At 54.9% G+C, this 18,496-nt stretch carries 20 protein-coding genes; 11 read left to right on the top strand and 9 right to left on the bottom strand.

All coding sequences use genetic code 11. The features are described 5' to 3' along the window. The first annotated feature begins 142 nt into the window (after window positions 1-142). On the top strand, window positions 143-757 hold the full coding sequence (locus VPK24_RS18350) for a DUF3226 domain-containing protein (protein ID WP_393015555.1): 615 nt from the start codon (window positions 143-145) through the stop codon (window positions 755-757). Between the two features lie 433 nt (window positions 758-1,190). Further along, window positions 1,191-2,336, top strand: a complete 1,146-nt coding sequence (locus tag VPK24_RS18345) for a sirohydrochlorin chelatase (protein ID WP_393015553.1) — start codon at window positions 1,191-1,193, stop codon at window positions 2,334-2,336. Window positions 2,337-2,714: 378 nt separating this feature from the next. On the opposite strand, the gene rpsR is transcribed toward VPK24_RS18345, so the two are convergent. The 4 genes from rpsR to VPK24_RS18325 form a co-directional block, all read right to left on the bottom strand. Next, window positions 2,715-2,930 carry a 30S ribosomal protein S18 gene (gene rpsR, locus VPK24_RS18340; protein WP_099532992.1) on the bottom strand — a complete coding sequence of 72 codons (216 nt, stop codon included), beginning with the start codon at window positions 2,928-2,930 and terminating at the stop codon, window positions 2,715-2,717. Window positions 2,931-3,116: 186 nt separating this feature from the next. Continuing rightward, window positions 3,117-3,311 carry a 50S ribosomal protein L33 gene (gene rpmG, locus VPK24_RS18335; protein ID WP_393015551.1) on the bottom strand — a complete coding sequence of 65 codons (195 nt, stop codon included), beginning with the start codon at window positions 3,309-3,311 and terminating at the stop codon, window positions 3,117-3,119. Between the two features lie 159 nt (window positions 3,312-3,470). Continuing rightward, window positions 3,471-4,016 (bottom strand): RDD family protein, encoded by a 546-nt coding sequence (locus VPK24_RS18330; RefSeq protein WP_393015550.1) that lies wholly within the window; start codon window positions 4,014-4,016, stop codon window positions 3,471-3,473. Window positions 4,017-4,166: 150 nt separating this feature from the next. Further along, entirely contained in the window at window positions 4,167-4,589 is a 423-nt protein-coding gene (locus VPK24_RS18325; protein WP_393015548.1) for an ExbD/TolR family protein, read from the bottom strand. A gap of 262 nt (window positions 4,590-4,851) precedes the next feature. Here VPK24_RS18325 and VPK24_RS18320 point away from each other — a divergent pair, with 262 nt between their 5' ends. Next, window positions 4,852-5,382 (top strand): peroxiredoxin, encoded by a 531-nt coding sequence (locus tag VPK24_RS18320; RefSeq protein ID WP_393015546.1) that lies wholly within the window; start codon window positions 4,852-4,854, stop codon window positions 5,380-5,382. A 278-nt stretch (window positions 5,383-5,660) separates the two neighbouring features. Here VPK24_RS18320 and VPK24_RS18315 read toward each other — a convergent pair whose 3' ends face one another. The 3 genes from VPK24_RS18315 to atpD all read right to left on the bottom strand — a co-directional run bounded on the left by VPK24_RS18315 (window position 5,661) and on the right by atpD (window position 8,353). Then, window positions 5,661-6,047, bottom strand: coding sequence for a hypothetical protein (locus VPK24_RS18315; protein WP_099533033.1), 387 nt, complete (start codon window positions 6,045-6,047; stop codon window positions 5,661-5,663). A gap of 344 nt (window positions 6,048-6,391) precedes the next feature. After that, the gene (gene atpC / locus VPK24_RS18310; protein ID WP_393015544.1) at window positions 6,392-6,793 is read right to left on the bottom strand and encodes an ATP synthase F1 subunit epsilon; all 402 of its coding nucleotides are present in this window, start codon (window positions 6,791-6,793) and stop codon (window positions 6,392-6,394) included. Between the two features lie 108 nt (window positions 6,794-6,901). After that, window positions 6,902-8,353 carry a F0F1 ATP synthase subunit beta gene (gene atpD / locus VPK24_RS18305; RefSeq protein ID WP_393015543.1) on the bottom strand — a complete coding sequence of 484 codons (1,452 nt, stop codon included), beginning with the start codon at window positions 8,351-8,353 and terminating at the stop codon, window positions 6,902-6,904. Window positions 8,354-9,216: 863 nt separating this feature from the next. Between atpD and VPK24_RS18300 the strand changes: the two genes are divergently transcribed. From VPK24_RS18300 to rpsJ, 7 genes are all read left to right on the top strand, one after another. Then, window positions 9,217-9,639: a phosphomannose isomerase type II C-terminal cupin domain gene (locus VPK24_RS18300; protein WP_393015541.1), complete on the top strand. Its 423-nt coding sequence runs from the start codon at window positions 9,217-9,219 to the stop codon at window positions 9,637-9,639. Between the two features lie 183 nt (window positions 9,640-9,822). Further along, window positions 9,823-10,164: a HesB/IscA family protein gene (locus VPK24_RS18295; protein ID WP_393015539.1), complete on the top strand. Its 342-nt coding sequence runs from the start codon at window positions 9,823-9,825 to the stop codon at window positions 10,162-10,164. Between the two features lie 232 nt (window positions 10,165-10,396). After that, entirely contained in the window at window positions 10,397-10,777 is a 381-nt protein-coding gene (rpsL, locus tag VPK24_RS18290; RefSeq protein ID WP_099532982.1) for a 30S ribosomal protein S12, read from the top strand. 279 nt (window positions 10,778-11,056) lie between these two features. Beyond that, window positions 11,057-11,527, top strand: coding sequence for a 30S ribosomal protein S7 (gene rpsG, locus VPK24_RS18285; RefSeq protein WP_190353862.1), 471 nt, complete (start codon window positions 11,057-11,059; stop codon window positions 11,525-11,527). A gap of 228 nt (window positions 11,528-11,755) precedes the next feature. Continuing rightward, window positions 11,756-13,831 (top strand): elongation factor G, encoded by a 2,076-nt coding sequence (gene fusA, locus VPK24_RS18280; protein ID WP_393015537.1) that lies wholly within the window; start codon window positions 11,756-11,758, stop codon window positions 13,829-13,831. Window positions 13,832-13,856: 25 nt separating this feature from the next. Then, window positions 13,857-15,086, top strand: a complete 1,230-nt coding sequence (gene tuf / locus VPK24_RS18275) for an elongation factor Tu (protein WP_099532979.1) — start codon at window positions 13,857-13,859, stop codon at window positions 15,084-15,086. 118 nt (window positions 15,087-15,204) lie between these two features. Further along, complete coding sequence (rpsJ, locus tag VPK24_RS18270; RefSeq protein ID WP_099532978.1) at window positions 15,205-15,522, top strand: 30S ribosomal protein S10; 318 nt, start codon at window positions 15,205-15,207, stop codon at window positions 15,520-15,522. Between the two features lie 231 nt (window positions 15,523-15,753). Here rpsJ and purN read toward each other — a convergent pair whose 3' ends face one another. Beyond that, window positions 15,754-16,434 carry a phosphoribosylglycinamide formyltransferase gene (gene purN / locus VPK24_RS18265; RefSeq protein ID WP_393015535.1) on the bottom strand — a complete coding sequence of 227 codons (681 nt, stop codon included), beginning with the start codon at window positions 16,432-16,434 and terminating at the stop codon, window positions 15,754-15,756. A gap of 89 nt (window positions 16,435-16,523) precedes the next feature. Here purN and recR point away from each other — a divergent pair, with 89 nt between their 5' ends. After that, the gene (gene recR / locus VPK24_RS18260; protein ID WP_190353861.1) at window positions 16,524-17,150 is read left to right on the top strand and encodes a recombination mediator RecR; all 627 of its coding nucleotides are present in this window, start codon (window positions 16,524-16,526) and stop codon (window positions 17,148-17,150) included. Window positions 17,151-17,254: 104 nt separating this feature from the next. Here the strand turns inward: recR and VPK24_RS18255 are convergent, their stop codons facing one another. Next, complete coding sequence (locus VPK24_RS18255) at window positions 17,255-18,427, bottom strand: sensor histidine kinase (RefSeq protein ID WP_393015533.1); 1,173 nt, start codon at window positions 18,425-18,427, stop codon at window positions 17,255-17,257. Window positions 18,428-18,496 lie beyond the last annotated feature (69 nt).

Raw genomic sequence — 18,496 nt, 5'->3', positions numbered from 1 at the left:
TGCGGGTAGGATTGGCAATGACCGGGAGACGACTCATGAGCTGGGTGATGCTTCGGGTAGGTCTAGCCTAAAACCGGATTTAGAGCTGCCAAGTCGGCTTTAGCTTCTCTTTATAAATTAGCTCTTATATGCAAGAGTTGACATGCCAAGAATTTTATACTGTAACAATTTATCTGTCGGGATATTTATAGGAAATGGGGGTCAGTTACCTGACTTTCTGGAAGATGTGGATGCAGCGCTAAGTAATTTGAAAGAAAACCAAAATCACCTCGATTTTCTAAAAGCCTTTTGTCTGTTTGTTGATGCAGATCAAGACGCAATAGATTTAACTCTTAAAACAAAGATTGGGTGGCTAGAAAAGATTGCAAAAGAATACTTCCCTGAAGTTGATCTTGAATCTAATGATTGTAAGCCTGGATGTGTTATGGGCAAGAATAAGAAATTAGGAATCTATATTATTCCTGACAATCAGCGACAAGGAAATTTGGAACAAATAATTCTTCAGTGTGGGGATTTAATGTATCCAGATTACATGATCAAAGCCAGAAACTATGTCAATCAATATACTCATCTTCGGAAGCCTGCCAGTCGGGAAAAAGCGACTATTGCGGCAGTTGTTAGCGTGTTACAACCTGGATTTACGAATACTGTTAGCTTTGCTCGTGATAACTGGATATCCCAGGAAACACTAGAGCAAGTGCCAGATATGGTGAAGCTTGTGCAATTCCTCAAAGAGTTGCTGGGGATTGAGGATTGAATTTTCGCGAGTGAACGCCTTAGCTATGCTGAAAGCAGAAGGGTTTGAGGTCGATCGCCCGTGATTGCCATCGTTCCAAATACTGACCCGGCTGGCCCAGCAAGCTCCGATCCCCAGTAGGGGCAATGTACCAGACCGGGCAAGGTGCTAAGGTATTTCGGCAGCTTGGTGGGAAATGGCGGTGAAATTCCGCGACTGTGCCGCAGCCGTGATTGGTGGGGCTGTGCCAACAAACATGCTTAGCCAGCCCTGAGCAAACCATGAGTCGGAATGCCTCCAATCTGCTGGGGCGATCGCGTTGCTTCCCTGTCCTGTGCGAGTGGCATTGGGTAGGCTGTGAGCAATTGAAAACGCGGAAACTGATCGCCCCGTCAGTTCAAATCACCCATTCCCTTAGACCCTCGGCGATGCACCGGGGCGCGAACTGAAATCCATGCTGAATGTGTCTGTTAAGTCCGCTGAGTCCGCTGAAACGATCGCCCCGTCCACCCCTGATAAGTTTCCGCTGCTGCTCATTGGTCACGGCACGCGCGATGAAGATGGCCGCCGCACCTTCATGGAGTTTGTGGAAGCCTTTGCGGCCTATGACACCTCTCGGCCGGTTGTGCCCTGTTTTTTGGAGTTAACGGAACCGTCAATCCAAGAGGGGGTCGATCGAATGGTGGCCATGGGCTATCAGGAAATGACCGCCCTGCCGGTGTTGCTGTTTGCGGCGCGGCACAACAAGTTTGATGTGACCAATGAACTTGATCGCGCCCGGGCGCGCCATCCGGGGCTGAAGTTTCACTATGGTCGCCATTTTGGTGTGGCCGATCGCTTGGTGGAATTGTGGCGATCGCGCTTGGATGAACTCGATCGGCAAAGTGAGATCCCCCGCGATGAGTCGGTGTTGCTGTTTGTGGGGCGCGGCGCTTCGGATCCCGATGCCAATGGCGATGCTTATAAGCTGGCGCGGGTGCTTTGGGAAGGCAGCGGCTTCAAGGGTTTGGAGCTATGTTTTAGTGGCATCACCCATCCGCGTTTGGATGCGGGCTGGGAACGGGCTTGGACTTGGAACCCCAAACGGGTGGTGGTGTTGCCGCACTTCTTGTTCACAGGCGCGCTGATGAAGCGGATTCACGGCTACTCCGACCAAGCGCGGATTGATCGCCCTGATGTGCAAATCCAATCCTTGCCGGAAATTGGCTTAGATCCCGTTTTGTTTGAGCTGGTGAAGGAGCGGGAACAGGAGGCGATCGCCGGGCAGGTGGCCATGAACTGCGAGCTATGCAAGTTCCGCCGGGCCGTCAGCCGCAATCTGTTGGGATTGGGTCAGGACGATGGCGAGGCGATCGCCCCGGATGCGTTGGCCAGTGGGCATCATCACCACGATCACGGCCAAGCCCATGGCCATGATCACGGGCATCATGGTCACGCCCACGACCACAATCATGATCACAGCCACAGCCATGGGCATAGCCACGGCCATGATCATAGTCATGGGCACGGTCACGATCATGGGCACGGTCACAGTCATGATGCGCCCGATCCCTACGCCACCCAGAATGACTATCACGAAAAGGCTTGGCGGGTTCCCTAGGGCTGGGTTCACGGATTTTGGATACAGCAAAGGGGCGATCGAACTAGTCGATCGCCCCTTTTAAACATGTTTAAGCAAAGTTAATTGCCTACACCCCAGTGGTCACAACCAGGGGCTTAGGGGGTGTCGTCATTTTTCGAGGTGAGGCTGAAATGGTTGATCTTCCGTGCCCCAGTCATCGTAACCAGGGGCTTAAGCCCCTTGCTGATCCGCTAATGGCAGAGCTGATTCGCTAATGGTAGATCTAGGGCTTCGGGCTAGACGACGACAGGCCCTAAGCCCCTTGTCTCTCACGAGTTAGTAACGGTGGAATCAGGGTTTTGGACAATTTTTTGACGGTAAACCCTAGACACCTGATCCTCAATGCCCAACGGCGGTCTAGGCTTCTTTGTTGATGAACGGCAGCAGGGCCAAGATGCGGGCGCGCTTGATGGCCACGGCCAAATCGCGTTGTTGTTTGGCCGTCAGACCGGTTACACGACGGGGCAGGATTTTGCCGCGCTCGGTGATGAAGCGACGCAGCAGATCAACGTCTTTGTAGTCGATCGGCTCTTCGGGTTTGAGGGGAGAAACGCGACGACGATAGTAAGCCATGGTGATTCGTTAATGATTCAGGGGTGATTTAGGAAGAGCGGGCAACTCGGCTTGGAGACAGCCGATCGCACTGAGTTCGCATAACGCAACTGCGCAGTCAACACAACTGTGCAACTAACACAACTGCGCAATTAACGGCCGGAGCGAGTGAACGCTCCGGGTCGAAATTGGGTTAAGGGCGAAAAATTACTTAATTTCGCGGTGTGCCGTGTGCCTGTTGCAGTGGGGGCAGAACTTTTTCAGTTCCAAGCGCGCGGTGGTGTTGCGGCGGTTCTTTTGGGTGGTGTAGCGCGACACGCCGGGCGAGCGCTTGTCAGTGTTGGTGCGGCACTCGGTGCACTCCAGGGTGATCACGAGCCGTACGTCTTTACCTTTAGCCACGGTGGGAAACTCCTAATGGTTCGATCGGTGCAAAGGGTTTGCGATTGGACGATCGTGCGCCGCCGCATTGGCACTGGGCAAAACAGGCGGGGGGCGATCGCCGATCGAGCAGAACTGCTGATTTTGTCCGCAAACGGATTCGGGCAGTTTTGCAGCACTCTATCTTCGCATAAAACGCTCAGTTCGATCGCGCAGGAGACGATACCACCGTTGCACCTTCAAATCTAGGGAAAACCCCCGAGAAGTTTGCACCACAATTGACCCAATCAGGCGATCGTGAAAGGACTGTTGTTGGCGGCTTTCATCCGTAGCCGTCACAATGCCATCGACAATTGCCGGAGCCAAACAAAGCAGTGCCACCGGGTTCACCTGCGACAACAGGAACAATCCCTGCAAGGCCAACCAAGCTTCAATGCCCACGATGCCCTCCCGTTGGGTCAGCTCCACCATCGTTGGCAGGCGGCGGGTGCGGGGATTCACCAGTTTGATATCCATGGCCAATCGCCCAATGCTTTGGCCGCGATTATTGGCCACCATCACCACTCGCACCAGGAGCCACAGGAGCACAAAAACCGGCAGTTCAAACCCGGCCCCCAACAGGCCGCTGAACAATCCCGCAATGACCGCATCGATCGCCGTGGCCACACCACGCCGCCACAGGGGCACACGGGGAAGGTAAGGAGCAGGTTCAAGGCGATCGCGCATGGCAGGTGAGCCTAAACGATGAGGAGGAGGGGGAGATCGAATCAGAATCAACGCATCAGAATCAGCACAGTAGTTTGCCGCGATTCTCCCCAAATAATGCCATGGCTCGGAATGCCATAGCTGGGATTGTTATGGCTCAAAATCTTGGGGTTAGGGGTTGCTCGATCGCGTCGCGATCGCCAGTTGCAGGTTGGGGATTTGGCGCAACCGATCCATCACTTCCACCACTCGCCCGTGGCTCACGGCTCGATCGGCCTCAATGGCTACGGTGCGCATGGGCTGCTCTGGGGTGCGAGGCCCCAACTTTGCCTGCACCAGAGTAGGTAATTGCTCGATCGGGATCGGCTGTCGATCAACTGCCAAATTTCCAGCCGCATCCACCGTCACCACCGGCATTGACTGGGTTTGGGCTTGGCCTGTGGCGGCGCTGGGCAAGTTCACCGGCAAACCGCGCGATCGGGTCAAAAAAGCCGTAGCCACCACAAAAAACGCCAAAATCGCAAAAATCACATCCACCATGGGCGTGACGTTAATTTGGAGGGGCGGATCATCATCCGAGTCCAGAAAATTCATCACCTGTGCCCCAATTTCAACGACTGCAACGAAATTTAGCCCCTATTTTTTCACCCATGCTCGCAATGCCCATGCTTGTAACGATTAGATCAGCAATAATTTCAGGGTGCTGCGTTGATTTTAGCGACTAACCTCCCCTTGCATTGGCTGTGGGCACATTGGTCATTGACCCGAAACTGTCCCTTGTCAAATTATTTCTTCTAAGTCATAATCATTACGAGTTCAGGCGAAATTCCGTCTTACGCATAAGGAAGTCACCACCATGCTTGATCGTGTCCCCGATGTTGTGTTCAAAACCCGCGTCCGCGATGAGTCCGTGCCGGGCCCTAACCCCTTCCGTTGGCAAGATCTCAGCACCCAAGATATCTTCGGTGGCAAGCGTGTTGTGTTGTTTTCACTGCCGGGCGCTTTCACGCCCACCTGCTCCACCAGCCACCTGCCGCGCTACGAAGAACTCTATGAAGAAATTAAGAGCCTGGGTGTAGATGCGGTGATCTGCTTGTCGGTGAATGATGCTTTTGTGATGTTTCAGTGGGGCAAACAACAAAACGCTCAGAATGTTTTCCTACTCCCCGATGGTAATGGGGAATTTACTCGCAAGATGGGCATGTTGGTAGACAAGTCCAATCTGGGGTTTGGGATGCGTTCTTGGCGCTATTCCATGGTGGTCAATGACGGCGCGATCGAAAAGATGTTCATTGAACCTGGCTATGGAGACAATGCTCCCAGCGATCCTTTTGAAGTTTCTGATGCTGATACGATGCTGGCTTACTTGAAGTCGGTGCAGTCATAAACACTGCTCGATCGACTCGACTGATCAATTCAACTGATTAGATCGGTTTGATCGATTCGACTGATTGGATTAGCTTGATTGGTTTGATTGATCGAGCTAGTTAGCTCAATTAACCCATGTCATCGAGGAGGGGCAAGTTAAAAGACGGGCCCCTCTTTTTGCTGTCGTTCTTGCTGCTGGTTTTGCTGTTAGCTCGGGATGATTGTGGCCATTAGATAGGCATCTTCGGGTTAAGTCCAAGATTTATCCCAAGGGTGGGTAGCCATCTTAGCGACCCACTAACGACGCACGCGGGCGGTGAACCCTGCTGCCTTAAATTGCTTGAGCTGGAGCGGTTCCGGTTGGCTGACGGGCACAGAAATCCGAAACTCAAATTCGCTCACGCCGGGCGGAATTTGCTCGATCGCGCCCAAACGAGTGCGATTTTCCATAATCGAATTATCCGTCGCGTCATAGATTCGCCCAAAGATATCCGCATCAAACACCGTTTTTCCCGTGGTGTTGTTTGCCTTGCCATAGACGATGAAGCATTTGGCCGGCAGCGTTGCGCCACCAGAGGTGACGGCCCCAGCGGCCACTTCAGCCGGACATTCCCGATAGTTCAAATCTGACAGCTTGATATTGGTGAGGGCTTGGGCCGCACCAGTGGGAACCATCAGCCACATCAGCAAGCCCAACAGGCCGATCGCCCCGCATTGTCCCAGCCGTTTGCTCAGTTGCTGCCCGATCGCCCGCAATAAACCTGAAATTTGCATCATTTTGATCGTTCGGAGGAGATTACCAAAACCCTGACGCGAAGACCGATGGATCCCCGCGACCGGTGAGCAAAGTTGCCTCTTCCCATTAAAAGCGAGATGGATAGAAGCGAGATCGGAACAGGATAAAGAAAAGCGGGATAGGTTTAGCCCTACCCCGCCTTGGATGAGTCAATCCAATCGTTGATCTGAATGATCAAGATCATCAACAAATAGATATTGAGATCGAGAAAATATGAAAATTGGTTGGCGGTCTAAACCGTGCCACCAGCCGCCTGCACTCGAGCGCGGGCGCGTTTGAGGGCTTGGGTTGCCTTAATTTTCTCTTGAGGACTGTTAGCGGCAGCTACCCGAGCTTCTGCGTCGGTATAGTCTGCTTGGGCGGCGGAACGGTCGATCGAGTCACCCCGTTCGGCTCCATTCACCAGCACCGTCACTTCGTTATCTTCGACTTCGGCAAAGCCACCCATCAGGGCGATCGGCAACCAATCCTTACTGACCCGAACACGCATCACTCCCGTGCCCAACGCCGTCAGCAGCGGCGCGTGGCCGGGTAGGATGCCTAACTGTCCTGTGGTACTCGGCAGGATCACTTCCTCTGCCTGGTTATCCCAAACGGTCTTGTCTGGGGAAATAACACGAACTGTTAAGCTCATAACCTCTTGGCTCGATCGAGCGGAATTGCAACACCGTGAACAAACAACACCAGCGACAGCGGAGACCGGTTAACCCAGCCCCCGCATTCCGCAGCGCGATTTAAAAAACTAGCTATTCAGCAGCTTTTCGCCCTTGGCGATCGCTTCATCGATGTCGCCAACCATATAGAAGGCTTGCTCAGGATACTTGTCCAGCTCACCCGACAGGATCAGCTTGAAGCCCTTGATCGTGTCTTCCAGGGTCACGTACTTACCAGGCGAGCCGGTAAACACTTCCGCCACAAAGAACGGCTGCGATAGGAAACGCTCCAGCTTCCGGGCGCGGGCCACCGTCAAGCGGTCTTCTTCAGACAATTCATCCAGACCCAAAATGGCGATGATGTCTTGCAGTTCCTTGTAGCGTTGCAGGGTGGCTTGCACCGCCCGAGCCGTGTCGTAGTGATCGCGCCCCACGATCGCCGGTTGCAGCATCGTCGAGGTCGAACCCAACGGATCCACAGCCGGGTAAATCCCCTTAGCGGCCAAGCCCCGGGACAACACGGTGGTACCGTCCAAGTGAGCAAAGGTGGTTGCCGGAGCGGGGTCGGTCAAGTCATCTGCGGGCACGTAGACGGCTTGAATCGAGGTGATCGAACCTTCGGTGGTCGAGGTAATCCGCTCTTGCAGGTCACCCACATCCGTACCCAGGGTGGGCTGGTAACCCACGGCGGAGGGCATCCGACCTAGCAGCGCCGATACTTCCGAACCGGCTTGCACAAAGCGGAAGATGTTGTCCACAAACAACAGTACGTCTTGCTTGTTGGTGTCGCGGAAGTATTCAGCCATGGTCAGACCCGACAGGCCAACACGCATCCGTGCTCCCGGCGGTTCGTTCATTTGGCCGTAAACCAGCGCAATCTTGGACTCCTTCAGGTTGCCCTCGTTGATTACGCCCGACTCCTTCATTTCGTTGTAGAGGTCGTTCCCTTCGCGGGTTCGTTCGCCCACACCGGCAAACACCGATACCCCACCGTGCTGGGTGGCAATGTTGTTGATCAATTCCATCATGATCACGGTCTTGCCCACGCCAGCGCCGCCGAACAGACCGATTTTGCCGCCGCGACGGTAGGGGGTCAGTAGGTCAACGACCTTGATCCCGGTTTCGAACACGGAGGGCTTGGTTTCCAGTTCGGTCAGCTTGGGGGCTGCCCGGTGGATGGGAGAAAATTCAGTGGCTTCGACGGGCCCTTGGTTATCAACGGGTTCGCCCAAAACGTTGAAAATGCGGCCGAGCGTGGCTTTACCCACGGGAACGCTGATCGGTGCACCGGTGTCTTGGACTTCCATGCCGCGCACGAGACCATCGGTGCTGCTCATTGCCACAGCACGGACTTGTTGGTCGCCGAGCAACTGTTGCACTTCGCAGGTCACAGAAACTTCTTGACCGGCGCGGTTCGTTCCCTGGACTTTGAGGGCGTTGTAAATGCGGGGCAATTTACCGCCGGGGAACTTCACGTCGATCACGGGGCCGATGACTTGCGTGATGTAGCCGACGTTGGTTTTTTCAGTGGTGGTGACCATGCTCGAGCCTGTGAGTTTATCGCTTCAATGATCTGGGTTGGCTTGCTCGCAAATCCAGTGATCGCACTGTCGTGGTGGAAGACACCGGGCGATCGCTGATTGGGGTGCGAGCGGTTTTTCAAACTCGGTGTTAACGGGGCGAACCGCACTGAAGGTACGCCAGCGCGCCTTCATCGGTATTTTTGCCAAGTATCAGATTATCACCGATGCGCCACAGGTCACTGTGAATCCCTGGGGGGCGATCGAATCCCGAGGTTGAGGATCGAGGAACCGGTAAACAATCGGGCGATCGGGACGCTCTCGTTTTACGAATTGGCTGCCACTGGGGGGCGCAACAGGGTGACTCAACAGGGCGATGCCAATCTGGGGCGATCGCGCGGGTGCTGATGGGTTGGGAGGGGGGTAGTGCTGAGTGGGGGAACTGTTTTCGCCTCAAAATTCCTCGCCTATACTCGAAACAGAGGGATGGTCAGGGGGTTCAGCAGCAAAGGAAGCTGAACTGCATCAACCGAAATCAACCAAAATCAACCGAAAGATGGGATATGAGGCGATCGCCTGGCAGATCCCTGGAAAATGCCTGAAAAATCCAACGGGTAATCAACGGGTCATTAACCTGGCGATCAGCTCAGGGATCAGCGATTGGCTTACTGGCTTCAGAGTCAGCCAAACGGTCAGTACTTGGCGATCAAAGGCGATCAAAACTGAATCAGCCTTATCCAGATCAACACCATTTGAGCTTGGGTACTTTACTCGTAAGGACTACCCCCCCAAACGGCCCACGAGCTAAAGATTTGCAAACGCGAAAGAACAGTCGGCTAGAAATTACCCATAACCAAACACCCACATTCAACGAGGACAGTACGGTGGCTGCAACAAAAACTCAAACCCCCGAGACCGAGAACGGCGTTGCTCCGAAAAATGGCCTCAGCACGAACCAAACCGAAGCACGGCCCTGGGGATCTTTTACGGTGTTAGAAGAGGGGCGCGGCTACAAAATCAAGCGCATTGAGGTTAGCCCTGGCCATCGCCTTAGCCTACAGATGCATCACCACCGCAGTGAGCATTGGATTGTTGTTTCAGGCACGGCGCGTGTGGTCTGCGGCGATAACGAAATCATGCTCACGCCCAATCAGTCCACCTACGTTCCCCAATGCACCACCCACCGGCTGGAGAATCCTGGCACTATTCCCTTGGTGCTGATTGAAGTGCAAAATGGGGAATATTTGGGCGAAGACGATATCGTTCGCTTTCAAGATGACTACGCTCGTACTCCTGCTGCTAAGTAGGGCGTTTGTCTTGACTTGGCTTGCCCTGAGTTTGCATTGAATCCGTTCGCTTGTGGCTGCCTGAGGCTGTGAATCCTGTCGCTGTGGTCACGGCTGCAGGGTTTGCTAAGGCGCTGGGCGAGCCAAGTCACATTTTCAGATCGCGTCTTTTAAAACATTTCTAAAAAATTCTGTTGACTATCCATGTTGGTTCTGTCTGCTGCGGCCCAAGCTGAAGTTCAACGTCTTGCTCGACAATGGGGACTGGAGCAAGGCTGGTTTCGGCTGGAGGTGCGATCGGGAGGATGTCGCTCCCTGACCTATGCTTTGCAGTTCCACCCACCGGGCCAGGCGATCGCCCCTGATGAACAGTCCCTTGAAGGAGATGGTTGGCGGGCGATCATACGCGATCGTGATTTACCCTACCTACGGGGCTTAACGATCGACTACTCCGAAGATCTGGTGGGTGGTAATTTCCGGTTTCAAAATCCCAATGCTCGCAACAATTGCAGTTGTGGCCACTCCTTTGACCATGACGAATCGTAGCCGATCGATGCGTTTGGTTGAGGGTTGAGGGCGATCGTCTCGAAACCATGGCCACCTTACCGGCCAAGGGACAGCGAACCCTAAAGAAAAGCCAAACCAGCAAAGCCATGCCCAGAAAGCTGTCAACCTAGCCACGCTTCATTGACAAAGGTAACAGCACATCCGTATAGTTATAGACCGTGACATTTTATGACCCCATCGAATATCTAGAATCTGCCGGTGCAGTAAGCCCATGCCCACGATTCAGCAACTCATCCGATCTGAGCGCGCCAAAGCTAAGAGCAAAACCAAATCGCCAGCGCTCAAAAGCTGTCCTCAGCGCCGCGGCGTTTGCACGCGCGTGTACACCACCACACCCAAAAAGCCCAACTCTGCCCTGCGTAAGGTGGCACGTGTTCGCCTAACCTCCGGCTTTGAAGTGACAGCCTACATTCCGGGCATTGGGCACAATCTGCAAGAACACTCAGTGGTCATGATTCGCGGTGGTCGGGTAAAAGACCTGCCCGGCGTGCGCTACCACATCATTCGCGGAACCCTTGACACTGCCGGCGTTAAAGATCGTAAGCAAGGGCGATCCAAGTACGGCGCGAAGCGCCCGAAGCCCCAAAAATAATGGTGGTTCCGTAGTCCCGCGCCGTCACTGTTAACCGCAACTTCGGCATGGCCAATTTAACAATCGGAATTGCCTATGACGAAGTTGCCGGTGACTGCTCGGGTGCTTGGTACGCAAAGGAATTAGAAAATCGCGGTTAGCCATTTCAGGCTCCCAGCAAGCACCCATGCAGCCCCCTGACTGAGTGCTGACTGGGTGGCAGATATTCATGGACTTTGCGACACCAAAGTTTTAGTTTGCTTGTTCACGCTCTGATTGTGACCTAACGGCTACTGTTATATGTCTCGTCGCACAACTGTCAACAAACGCCCTGTTCCCCCTGACCCTGTTTACAACAGCCGCCTGGTCAGCATGACCGTTCGCCGGATCATGAAATCTGGTAAGAAGTCGGTTGCTTCCCGGATTGTTTACGATGCCTTTAAGCTCATTCAAGAGCGCACTGGCTCGGAACCGCTGGATATTTTCGAGCGGGCCGTGAAGAACGCAACGCCCCTGGTGGAGGTAAAAGCCCGCCGGGTGGGTGGTGCTACTTACCAAGTGCCCATGGAAGTGCGGAGCGATCGGGGCATTGCCCTGGCCCTGCGCTGGTTGATCCAATTTGCTCGCCAACGCGGCGGTCGCAGCATGGTGAGCCGCTTTGCGAACGAAGTGATGGATGCAGCCAACGAAACGGGTAGCGCAATCCGGAAGCGCGAAGAAACGCACCGGATGGCGGAAGCGAACAAGGCCTTTGCTCACTATCGCTACTAGGTTTCGAGAGTTTCGAGCGTTTGTCACAACGATTCATCAGGTGACAAATGACTTAGTGCTTCAGTCCTCATAAGTTGGAAACTGAGACAAGCGCTTTGGTGGCAGTGGGGTTCGATCGCGGTCTAAACAGCGGTCAGCCCAATCTGTTCCCCCGGCGTTCTGTCTTTGTTTCGATTACTTAACAAGGATGTAACATGGTATCTGCGATAGGAGTCCCAGGAGGTTAAAGTGGCCAGATCGATTCCGCTCGAACGAGTGCGAAATATTGGAATTGCCGCCCACATTGATGCGGGCAAAACAACGACGACCGAGCGGATTCTGTACTACTCGGGCGTGGTTCACAAGATCGGTGAAGTTCACGAGGGAACTGCCGTTACGGACTGGATGGAGCAAGAGCGTGAGCGTGGGATCACGATCACCGCTGCGGCCATCAGCACGAGCTGGAAAGATCACAAGATCAACATCATTGATACGCCTGGTCACGTGGACTTCACGATCGAGGTGGAGCGCTCCATGCGGGTGCTCGATGGTGTGATCGCGGTGTTCTGTTCGGTGGGTGGCGTGCAGCCCCAGTCGGAAACGGTGTGGCGGCAAGCAGACCGTTACAAAGTGCCCCGGATCGTGTTCGTGAACAAGATGGACCGGACGGGTGCGAACTTCTACAAGGTCTATGGTCAGGTGCGCGATCGCTTGAAGGCCAACGCGGTGCCGATTCAAATCCCGATTGGGGCTGAATCCGAGTTGCGCGGCATTGTTGACCTGGTGAAAATGCGCGCCTACCTCTACACCAACGATCTGGGCACCGACATCCAAGAAACCGATATTCCTGAAGATCTGGTTGACCTGGCTGATGAATATCGCCTGAAGTTGGTGGAAGCGGTTGCAGAAACCGACGATGCCTTGACCGAAAAGTATCTTGAAGGCGAAGAGCTGACCCAAGAGGAAATCAAGGGTGCGCTGCGCAAGGGCACAATCGACGGCACGATCGTCCCCATGCTTTGCGGCTCTGCCTTCAAGAACAAAGGGGTTCAACTGCTGCTTGATGCCGTGGTGGACTATCTGCCTGCCCCGATTGACGTGCCCCCGATTAAGGGTTTGTTGCCCGACGGTTCGGAAGTGACCCGTCCGGCCGACGACAACGCACCCCCGGCGGCCCTGGCCTTCAAGATCATGGCTGACCCCTACGGTCGCCTGACCTTCATCCGCGTCTACTCCGGCGTGATCACCAAGGGTAGCTACGTCTACAACGCCACCAAGGGCAAGAAAGAGCGGATTTCGCGCTTGATCGTGCTCAAAGCTGACGAACGAATCGAAGTAGACGAAATGCGTGCTGGCGACCTTGGCGCAGCCCTGGGTCTGAAGGACACCATTACCGGCGACACGATTTGCAGCGAAAGCGATCCGGTCATTCTGGAATCCCTGTTCATTCCTGAGCCGGTGATCTCGGTGGCTGTTGAACCGAAGACCAAGCAGGACATGGAAAAACTGTCCAAAGCCCTGCAATCCCTCTCGGAGGAAGATCCGACCTTCCGCGTCAGCATTGACCCGGAAACTAACCAAACCGTGATTGCTGGGATGGGTGAGCTGCACCTCGAAATCCTAGTGGATCGGATGATGCGGGAATTCCGCGTGGAAGCCAACGTGGGTGCGCCCCAGGTGGCGTATCGCGAAACCATCGGCAAGGCTGCTAAAGCCGAAGGCAAATTTGTGCGCCAGAGCGGTGGTAAGGGTCAATACGGCCACGTGGTGGTTGAAATTGAGCCGGGCGAACCGGGGACGGGCTTTGAGTTCGTCTCGAAGATCGTCGGTGGTGTGGTGCCGAAGGAATATATCGGCCCTGCGGAACAGGGGATGCGCGAAGCTTGCGAATCCGGTATCCTAGCAGGCTACCCACTGATCGACGTGAAAGTCACCATGGTCGATGGGTCTTACCACGATGTGGACTCGTCGGAAATGGCATTCAAAATTGCTGGCTCCATGGCTGTCCGTGAGGCGGTCATGAAAGCAGCACCCGTCCTCCTCGAACCTTTGATGAAGGTCGAGGTTGAAGCTCCTGAAGAGTTTCTCGGTGACGTGATGGGGAACCTCAACTCCCGTCGCGGTCAAATCGAAGGGATGGGTTCCGAGAGCGGAACGGCCAAGGTTGCTGCTAAAGTACCTCTGGCAGAAATGTTTGGTTATGCCACCGACATTCGCTCGATGACGCAAGGCCGCGGTATCTTCTCGATGGAGTTCAGCCAATACAGCGAAGTTCCTCGCAACGTCGCTGAGGCGATCATCGCGAAGAGTAAGGGGAACGCATAGCAAGGAAAAGGAACGCACAAGACTCATGGCACGCGAAAAGTTTGAACGGACTAAACCTCACGTCAACATCGGGACGATCGGTCACGTTGACCACGGCAAAACGACCCTGACTGCTGCAATCACCATGTCGCTGGCGGCTCAAGGGAAGGCCAAGGCTCGTAACTACGCCGACATCGACTCCGCACCGGAAGAAAAAGCCCGTGGGATCACGATCAACACGGCTCACGTGGAATACGAGACCGAAGATCGTCACTACGCCCACGTGGACTGCCCTGGTCACGCGGACTACGTGAAGAACATGATCACCGGTGCTGCTCAAATGGACGGCGGCATCCTGGTGGTGTCGGCGGCTGACGGCCCCATGCCCCAAACCCGTGAGCACATCCTGCTGGCTCGTCAGGTGGGCGTGCCCAACCTGGTGGTTTTCCTGAATAAGGAAGACTTGGTGGATGATGCTGAACTGCTGGAGCTGGTTGAGCTGGAAGTCCGTGAACTGCTGAGCAGCTATGACTTCCCCGGCGACGATATCCCGATCGTGATCGGTTCGGCTGTGAAGGCTGTGGAAGCCCTGACCGCTAACCCCAAGATCGCTCGCGGCGAAAACGAGTGGGTTGACAAGATCCTGAAGCTGATGGATGAAGTGGATGCCTACGTGCCCACTCCTGAGCGCGATGTGGATCGTGACTTCCTGATGGCGGTGGAAGACGTGTTCTCGATTACGGGTCGTGGTACGGTTGCCACCGGTCGGATCGAGCGCGGTATCGTCAAGGTGGGCGACACGGTGGAAATCGTGGGTCTGAAGGACACCCGCAGCACCACCGTGACCGGCGTGGAAATGTTCAAGAAGTCCCTGGATCAAGGGATGGCTGGGGACAACGCTGGTTTGCTGTTGCGCGGTATCCAAAAGGAAGATATCGAGCGCGGCATGGTGCTGGCGAAGCCGAAGTCGATCAGCCCCCATACGCAATTCGAGGCTGAAGTGTACGTGTTGACCAAGGAAGAAGGCGGCCGCCACACCCCGTTCTTCGCTGGCTATCGTCCTCAGTTCTATGTGCGGACTACGGATGTGACCGGTCAAATCACGGCCTACACCGCTGACGACGGCTCGACCGTGGAAATGGTGATGCCCGGTGACCGGATCAAGATGACGGTTGAGCTGATCTGCCCGGTAGCAATCGAACAGGGGATGCGCTTCGCTATTCGCGAAGGCGGCCGGACGATTGGTGCTGGCGTGGTTGCCAAGATCGTTAAATAGTTGTTGGTTCATCTGAGCTAGACACTGTAGGAACGCTGAATTCAGCGTTCCTATAGCTGTCTCCAGTCAAACCCTGAACCTTGAAAATTGAGTCTTTACACCCCCTGAGTCCTTGAGTATGGCGACGATTCAGCAACAGAAAATCCGGATCCGCTTGCAAGCTTTCGATCGGAAGCTGTTGGATGCTTCCTGCGAAAAGATTGTGGATACGGCGAACCGCACGAGCGCAACGGCGGTGGGCCCGATTCCGCTGCCGACGAAGCGCAAGATCTATTGCGTGTTGCGTTCTCCCCACGTGGACAAGGATTCGCGTGAGCATTTTGAAACGCGCACTCACCGCCGCGTGGTTGATATTTATCAACCTTCGTCGAAAACGATCGATGCTTTGATGAAGCTTGATTTGCCGGCTGGTGTGGATATTGAAGTGAAGCTCTAGAGATTTTCAGTAGGGCGATTGATCGCCAATTATCCCTAGCAATTTCAATCAGCAATTAACAGCAACTGCTAGCAATTAAAAAAGTTGCCAGTGTTGCCAGTAATTAAAAGCTGCGTTGGTTGAATTGCCCAGTGGGGGATTGAGTTTGTTACTCAAGCTAATGCTTCAGCGCCCGAGAGTTCATGTAACTCTTGGGCGTTTTGTATTGATTCTGGATTGATCTTGAAGCGACTAGGGCTGAGTGGCTTGATTAGCTTGAGCGACGGCCAGGGCGATCGCCTGGGGAAAAATCAAATGCTCTTGGGTTTGGATTCTGGCGTGGAGCGTTTCGGCGCTGTCGGTGGGGTAAACGGGAACAGCAGCCTGCATCAGGATGGGGCCGCTGTCCACTTCTAACTCCACGAAATGCACCGTGCAGCCGGTGATTCTGACTTGGGCGGCGAGGGCTTGTTCAACGGCTCGAATGCCGGGAAAGCTGGGCAACAGGCTGGGGTGAATATTGATGGCCCGTTGGGGAAAGGCGTTGACGAGAGTTTCGGTGGCCCGCCGCATCCAACCGGCCATGGCAACCCATTCCACTCCAGCGGCCTGGAGTGCTTGGACAACGGCTGCGTCAAACTGGTTGCGATCGGGGTATTGGCGATGGTCGAGGAGAACGGCGGTCACGCCCCAGCGGGCTGCCCGGGCGGCGACTTTGGCTCCGGGATTGTTGTAAACGAGCACTTTCACCTCTGCCCGTAAGCGGCCATCGGCGATCGCCTCCATGATGGTTTCAAAATTGCTGCCACTTCCTGAGGCCAATACGCCCAGGGCGATCGGGGGCAGGTTTTGATAGAGCGCTAATAGGTCACCGGACAGTTGAGGGGAGACCAAGTTAGGCTCGGGAGCGCGATCGATCGGAGCCTCGGTCATAGTTCCAGCCATTGCGAAAAATCAGCACGATTGTAGGCTCCGCTTGCCCGAAAGGGAAGTGCTAGAATACGCGACTGCGAAACAAACTGGTGCTTTACGCGGCGCAGCGCAGGAGGTGTGCTGTTTATACTCGTCCTTTGGCTCGATTAATTGAGCAATTGCAACGGCTACCGGGCATTGGCCCCAAATCTGCCCAGCGGTTGGCGCTGTATCTGTTGAATCGCCCGGAGGCGGAAATTCAAACCCTTGCCCAAGCGCTGCTGGATGCCAAGCAACAGGTGGGCCATTGTCAGGTTTGCTATCACCTCTCGGCGGAGCCGGTTTGCGAGGTTTGCAGCAACCCGAACCGCGATCAACAGACGATCTGTGTGGTGGCGGACTCGCGGGATCTGATTGCGATCGAGCGCACTCGTGAATACCGTGGGCGCTACCACGTTTTAGGCGGGGTCATTTCCCCCATGGATGGCATTGGCCCTGAAAGCCTGACGATTCAGCCTCTGGTGCAGCGGGTGCATCGCGAAAAGACCCATGAGGTAATTTTGGCGATCGGGCCCAGCATTGAAGGGGAAACTACCACCCTTTATCTATCCCAACTGCTCAAGCCCTTTACCAAGGTGACCAGAATTGCGTTTGGGTTGCCCGTGGGGGGTGAGTTGGAATATGCCGATGAGGTGACCTTGGCCAAGGCTTTGGAAGGGCGGCGCGAGGTGGAATAGTTTCTGATCATTACTGGGGCGATTATTTGGGCGATTATGGGCGATTACCTGGGCGATCGTTCGGGCTGGGGAGGGAGGTTCAAGTTTTCTGGATGTTTCTACTGCTAATTTGTTTCGATGCTTTTCTGAAGTTTCTCGCTCCCGATCGCGATCGGGAGGCTGAATTGAAACGTGCTGCCCTTGCCTAGCTCGCTGGTCACCTCCATTTCGCCCCCCTGAAGCTCCACCAACCGCCGAGAAATGGATAGACCAATTCCCACGCCAGCGGATTGGCGACCCTCATGGCGGCAACGACTGCGATCGGCCCGCCAAAATCGCTCAAACACATGGGGCAAGTCCTGCTCAGAAATGCCTTCCCCCGTATCCGTGACCCCTACCCAAAGGGCGCGTTCATCCTTGGGGCTGGCCCAAAGGCGAATCGAGCCACAGGTGGTGTGGCGTAAGGCATTGCCCATCAGATTCAGCAACACCTGTTCCACCCGATCGGGGTCGGCAGCCACGAGCGGCAGCACAGCCGGACAATCCAAAATTAACTTCGGTTCGTCATCAAACACCTGATCGGCAATGCGGTTGATGATCGATTCCAAAAGGGGCCGCAGATCGATCGACTGCACATGAATTGGCAAATAGCCTGTTTCTGCCCGCGATAGTTCCTGAGTGTCGCTCACCAGTCGCTCCAGCCGCTTGGTTTCGCGAATCAGGCGATCGAACAAATCCGGCGTGGGATCAATGCGCCCTTCACTCAGTTCTTCGAGATAGCCCCTCACCACCGTCAGCGGTGTGCGTAGTTCATGGGTTAGGTCGCTGATCAAATCCCGGCGGCGCTGCTCTGTTCCCTCTAAGCTCGTGGCCAAACGGTTGAAACTACTGCCCAACTGATTTAGTTCTGGAATATCACTGGCTTGGATGCGGGCATCCAGTTCCCCCGAGGCAAACCGCAAAGTTACCTCTTCCATGTGCTTCAGGGGCCGCGCAATCCGCAAAGCCGCCCAATAGCTAAAGGCTCCTGCCGCCGTGGCCCCAACCAGCGCTGACCAAAGGGTACTTTGCTGCAACACAAACCCAAAACTGTTCACCAGTTGCGTGCGGGCATAGCGCAACCGAAACCCCCGCACCTCCAGCTCATCCAGCTTCCAAACAAAGGTTTTGGGGGACGAGAACCAACCCACCAAAGCAAAGCTACCGATGCTGAGGAAAACCACCAGCAGGTGGGATAGCAACAGGCGCGATCGCAAGTGGGGGCGAAGTTTGGTCAGGTCGGTGAGCAGGGAGTTCAAGGGCGATCGGGGGGTGAGGGTGGATTGATGTGGCTACCGGCCCAGGAACCGGGGCAGCTCATTTCATTG

This window comes from Limnothrix redekei LRLZ20PSL1 (genome assembly GCF_043235035.1).
Classification (GTDB): Bacteria; Cyanobacteriota; Cyanobacteriia; order CACIAM-69d; family CACIAM-69d; genus CACIAM-69d.
This window is presented reverse-complemented; position numbering and strand designations above follow the sequence as displayed.

What these genes read in the sequence shown, in the direction of transcription:
- VPK24_RS18350 (WP_393015555.1), top strand. Translation starts at nt 143, where the DNA reads ATGCCAAGAATTTTATACTGTAACAATTTATCTGTCGGGATATTTATA.
- VPK24_RS18345 (WP_393015553.1), top strand. Translation starts at nt 1,191, where the DNA reads ATGCTGAATGTGTCTGTTAAGTCCGCTGAGTCCGCTGAAACGATCGCC.
- rpsR (WP_099532992.1), bottom strand. Translation starts at nt 2,930, where the DNA reads ATGGCTTACTATCGTCGTCGCGTTTCTCCCCTCAAACCCGAAGAGCCG.
- VPK24_RS18330 (WP_393015550.1), bottom strand. Translation starts at nt 4,016, where the DNA reads ATGCGCGATCGCCTTGAACCTGCTCCTTACCTTCCCCGTGTGCCCCTG.
- VPK24_RS18325 (WP_393015548.1), bottom strand. Translation starts at nt 4,589, where the DNA reads ATGAATTTTCTGGACTCGGATGATGATCCGCCCCTCCAAATTAACGTC.
- VPK24_RS18320 (WP_393015546.1), top strand. Translation starts at nt 4,852, where the DNA reads ATGCTTGATCGTGTCCCCGATGTTGTGTTCAAAACCCGCGTCCGCGAT.
- VPK24_RS18315 (WP_099533033.1), bottom strand. Translation starts at nt 6,047, where the DNA reads ATGTGGCTGATGGTTCCCACTGGTGCGGCCCAAGCCCTCACCAATATC.
- atpC (WP_393015544.1), bottom strand. Translation starts at nt 6,793, where the DNA reads ATGAGCTTAACAGTTCGTGTTATTTCCCCAGACAAGACCGTTTGGGAT.
- atpD (WP_393015543.1), bottom strand. Translation starts at nt 8,353, where the DNA reads ATGGTCACCACCACTGAAAAAACCAACGTCGGCTACATCACGCAAGTC.
- VPK24_RS18295 (WP_393015539.1), top strand. Translation starts at nt 9,823, where the DNA reads ATGTTGGTTCTGTCTGCTGCGGCCCAAGCTGAAGTTCAACGTCTTGCT.
- rpsL (WP_099532982.1), top strand. Translation starts at nt 10,397, where the DNA reads ATGCCCACGATTCAGCAACTCATCCGATCTGAGCGCGCCAAAGCTAAG.
- rpsG (WP_190353862.1), top strand. Translation starts at nt 11,057, where the DNA reads ATGTCTCGTCGCACAACTGTCAACAAACGCCCTGTTCCCCCTGACCCT.
- tuf (WP_099532979.1), top strand. Translation starts at nt 13,857, where the DNA reads ATGGCACGCGAAAAGTTTGAACGGACTAAACCTCACGTCAACATCGGG.
- rpsJ (WP_099532978.1), top strand. Translation starts at nt 15,205, where the DNA reads ATGGCGACGATTCAGCAACAGAAAATCCGGATCCGCTTGCAAGCTTTC.
- purN (WP_393015535.1), bottom strand. Translation starts at nt 16,434, where the DNA reads ATGACCGAGGCTCCGATCGATCGCGCTCCCGAGCCTAACTTGGTCTCC.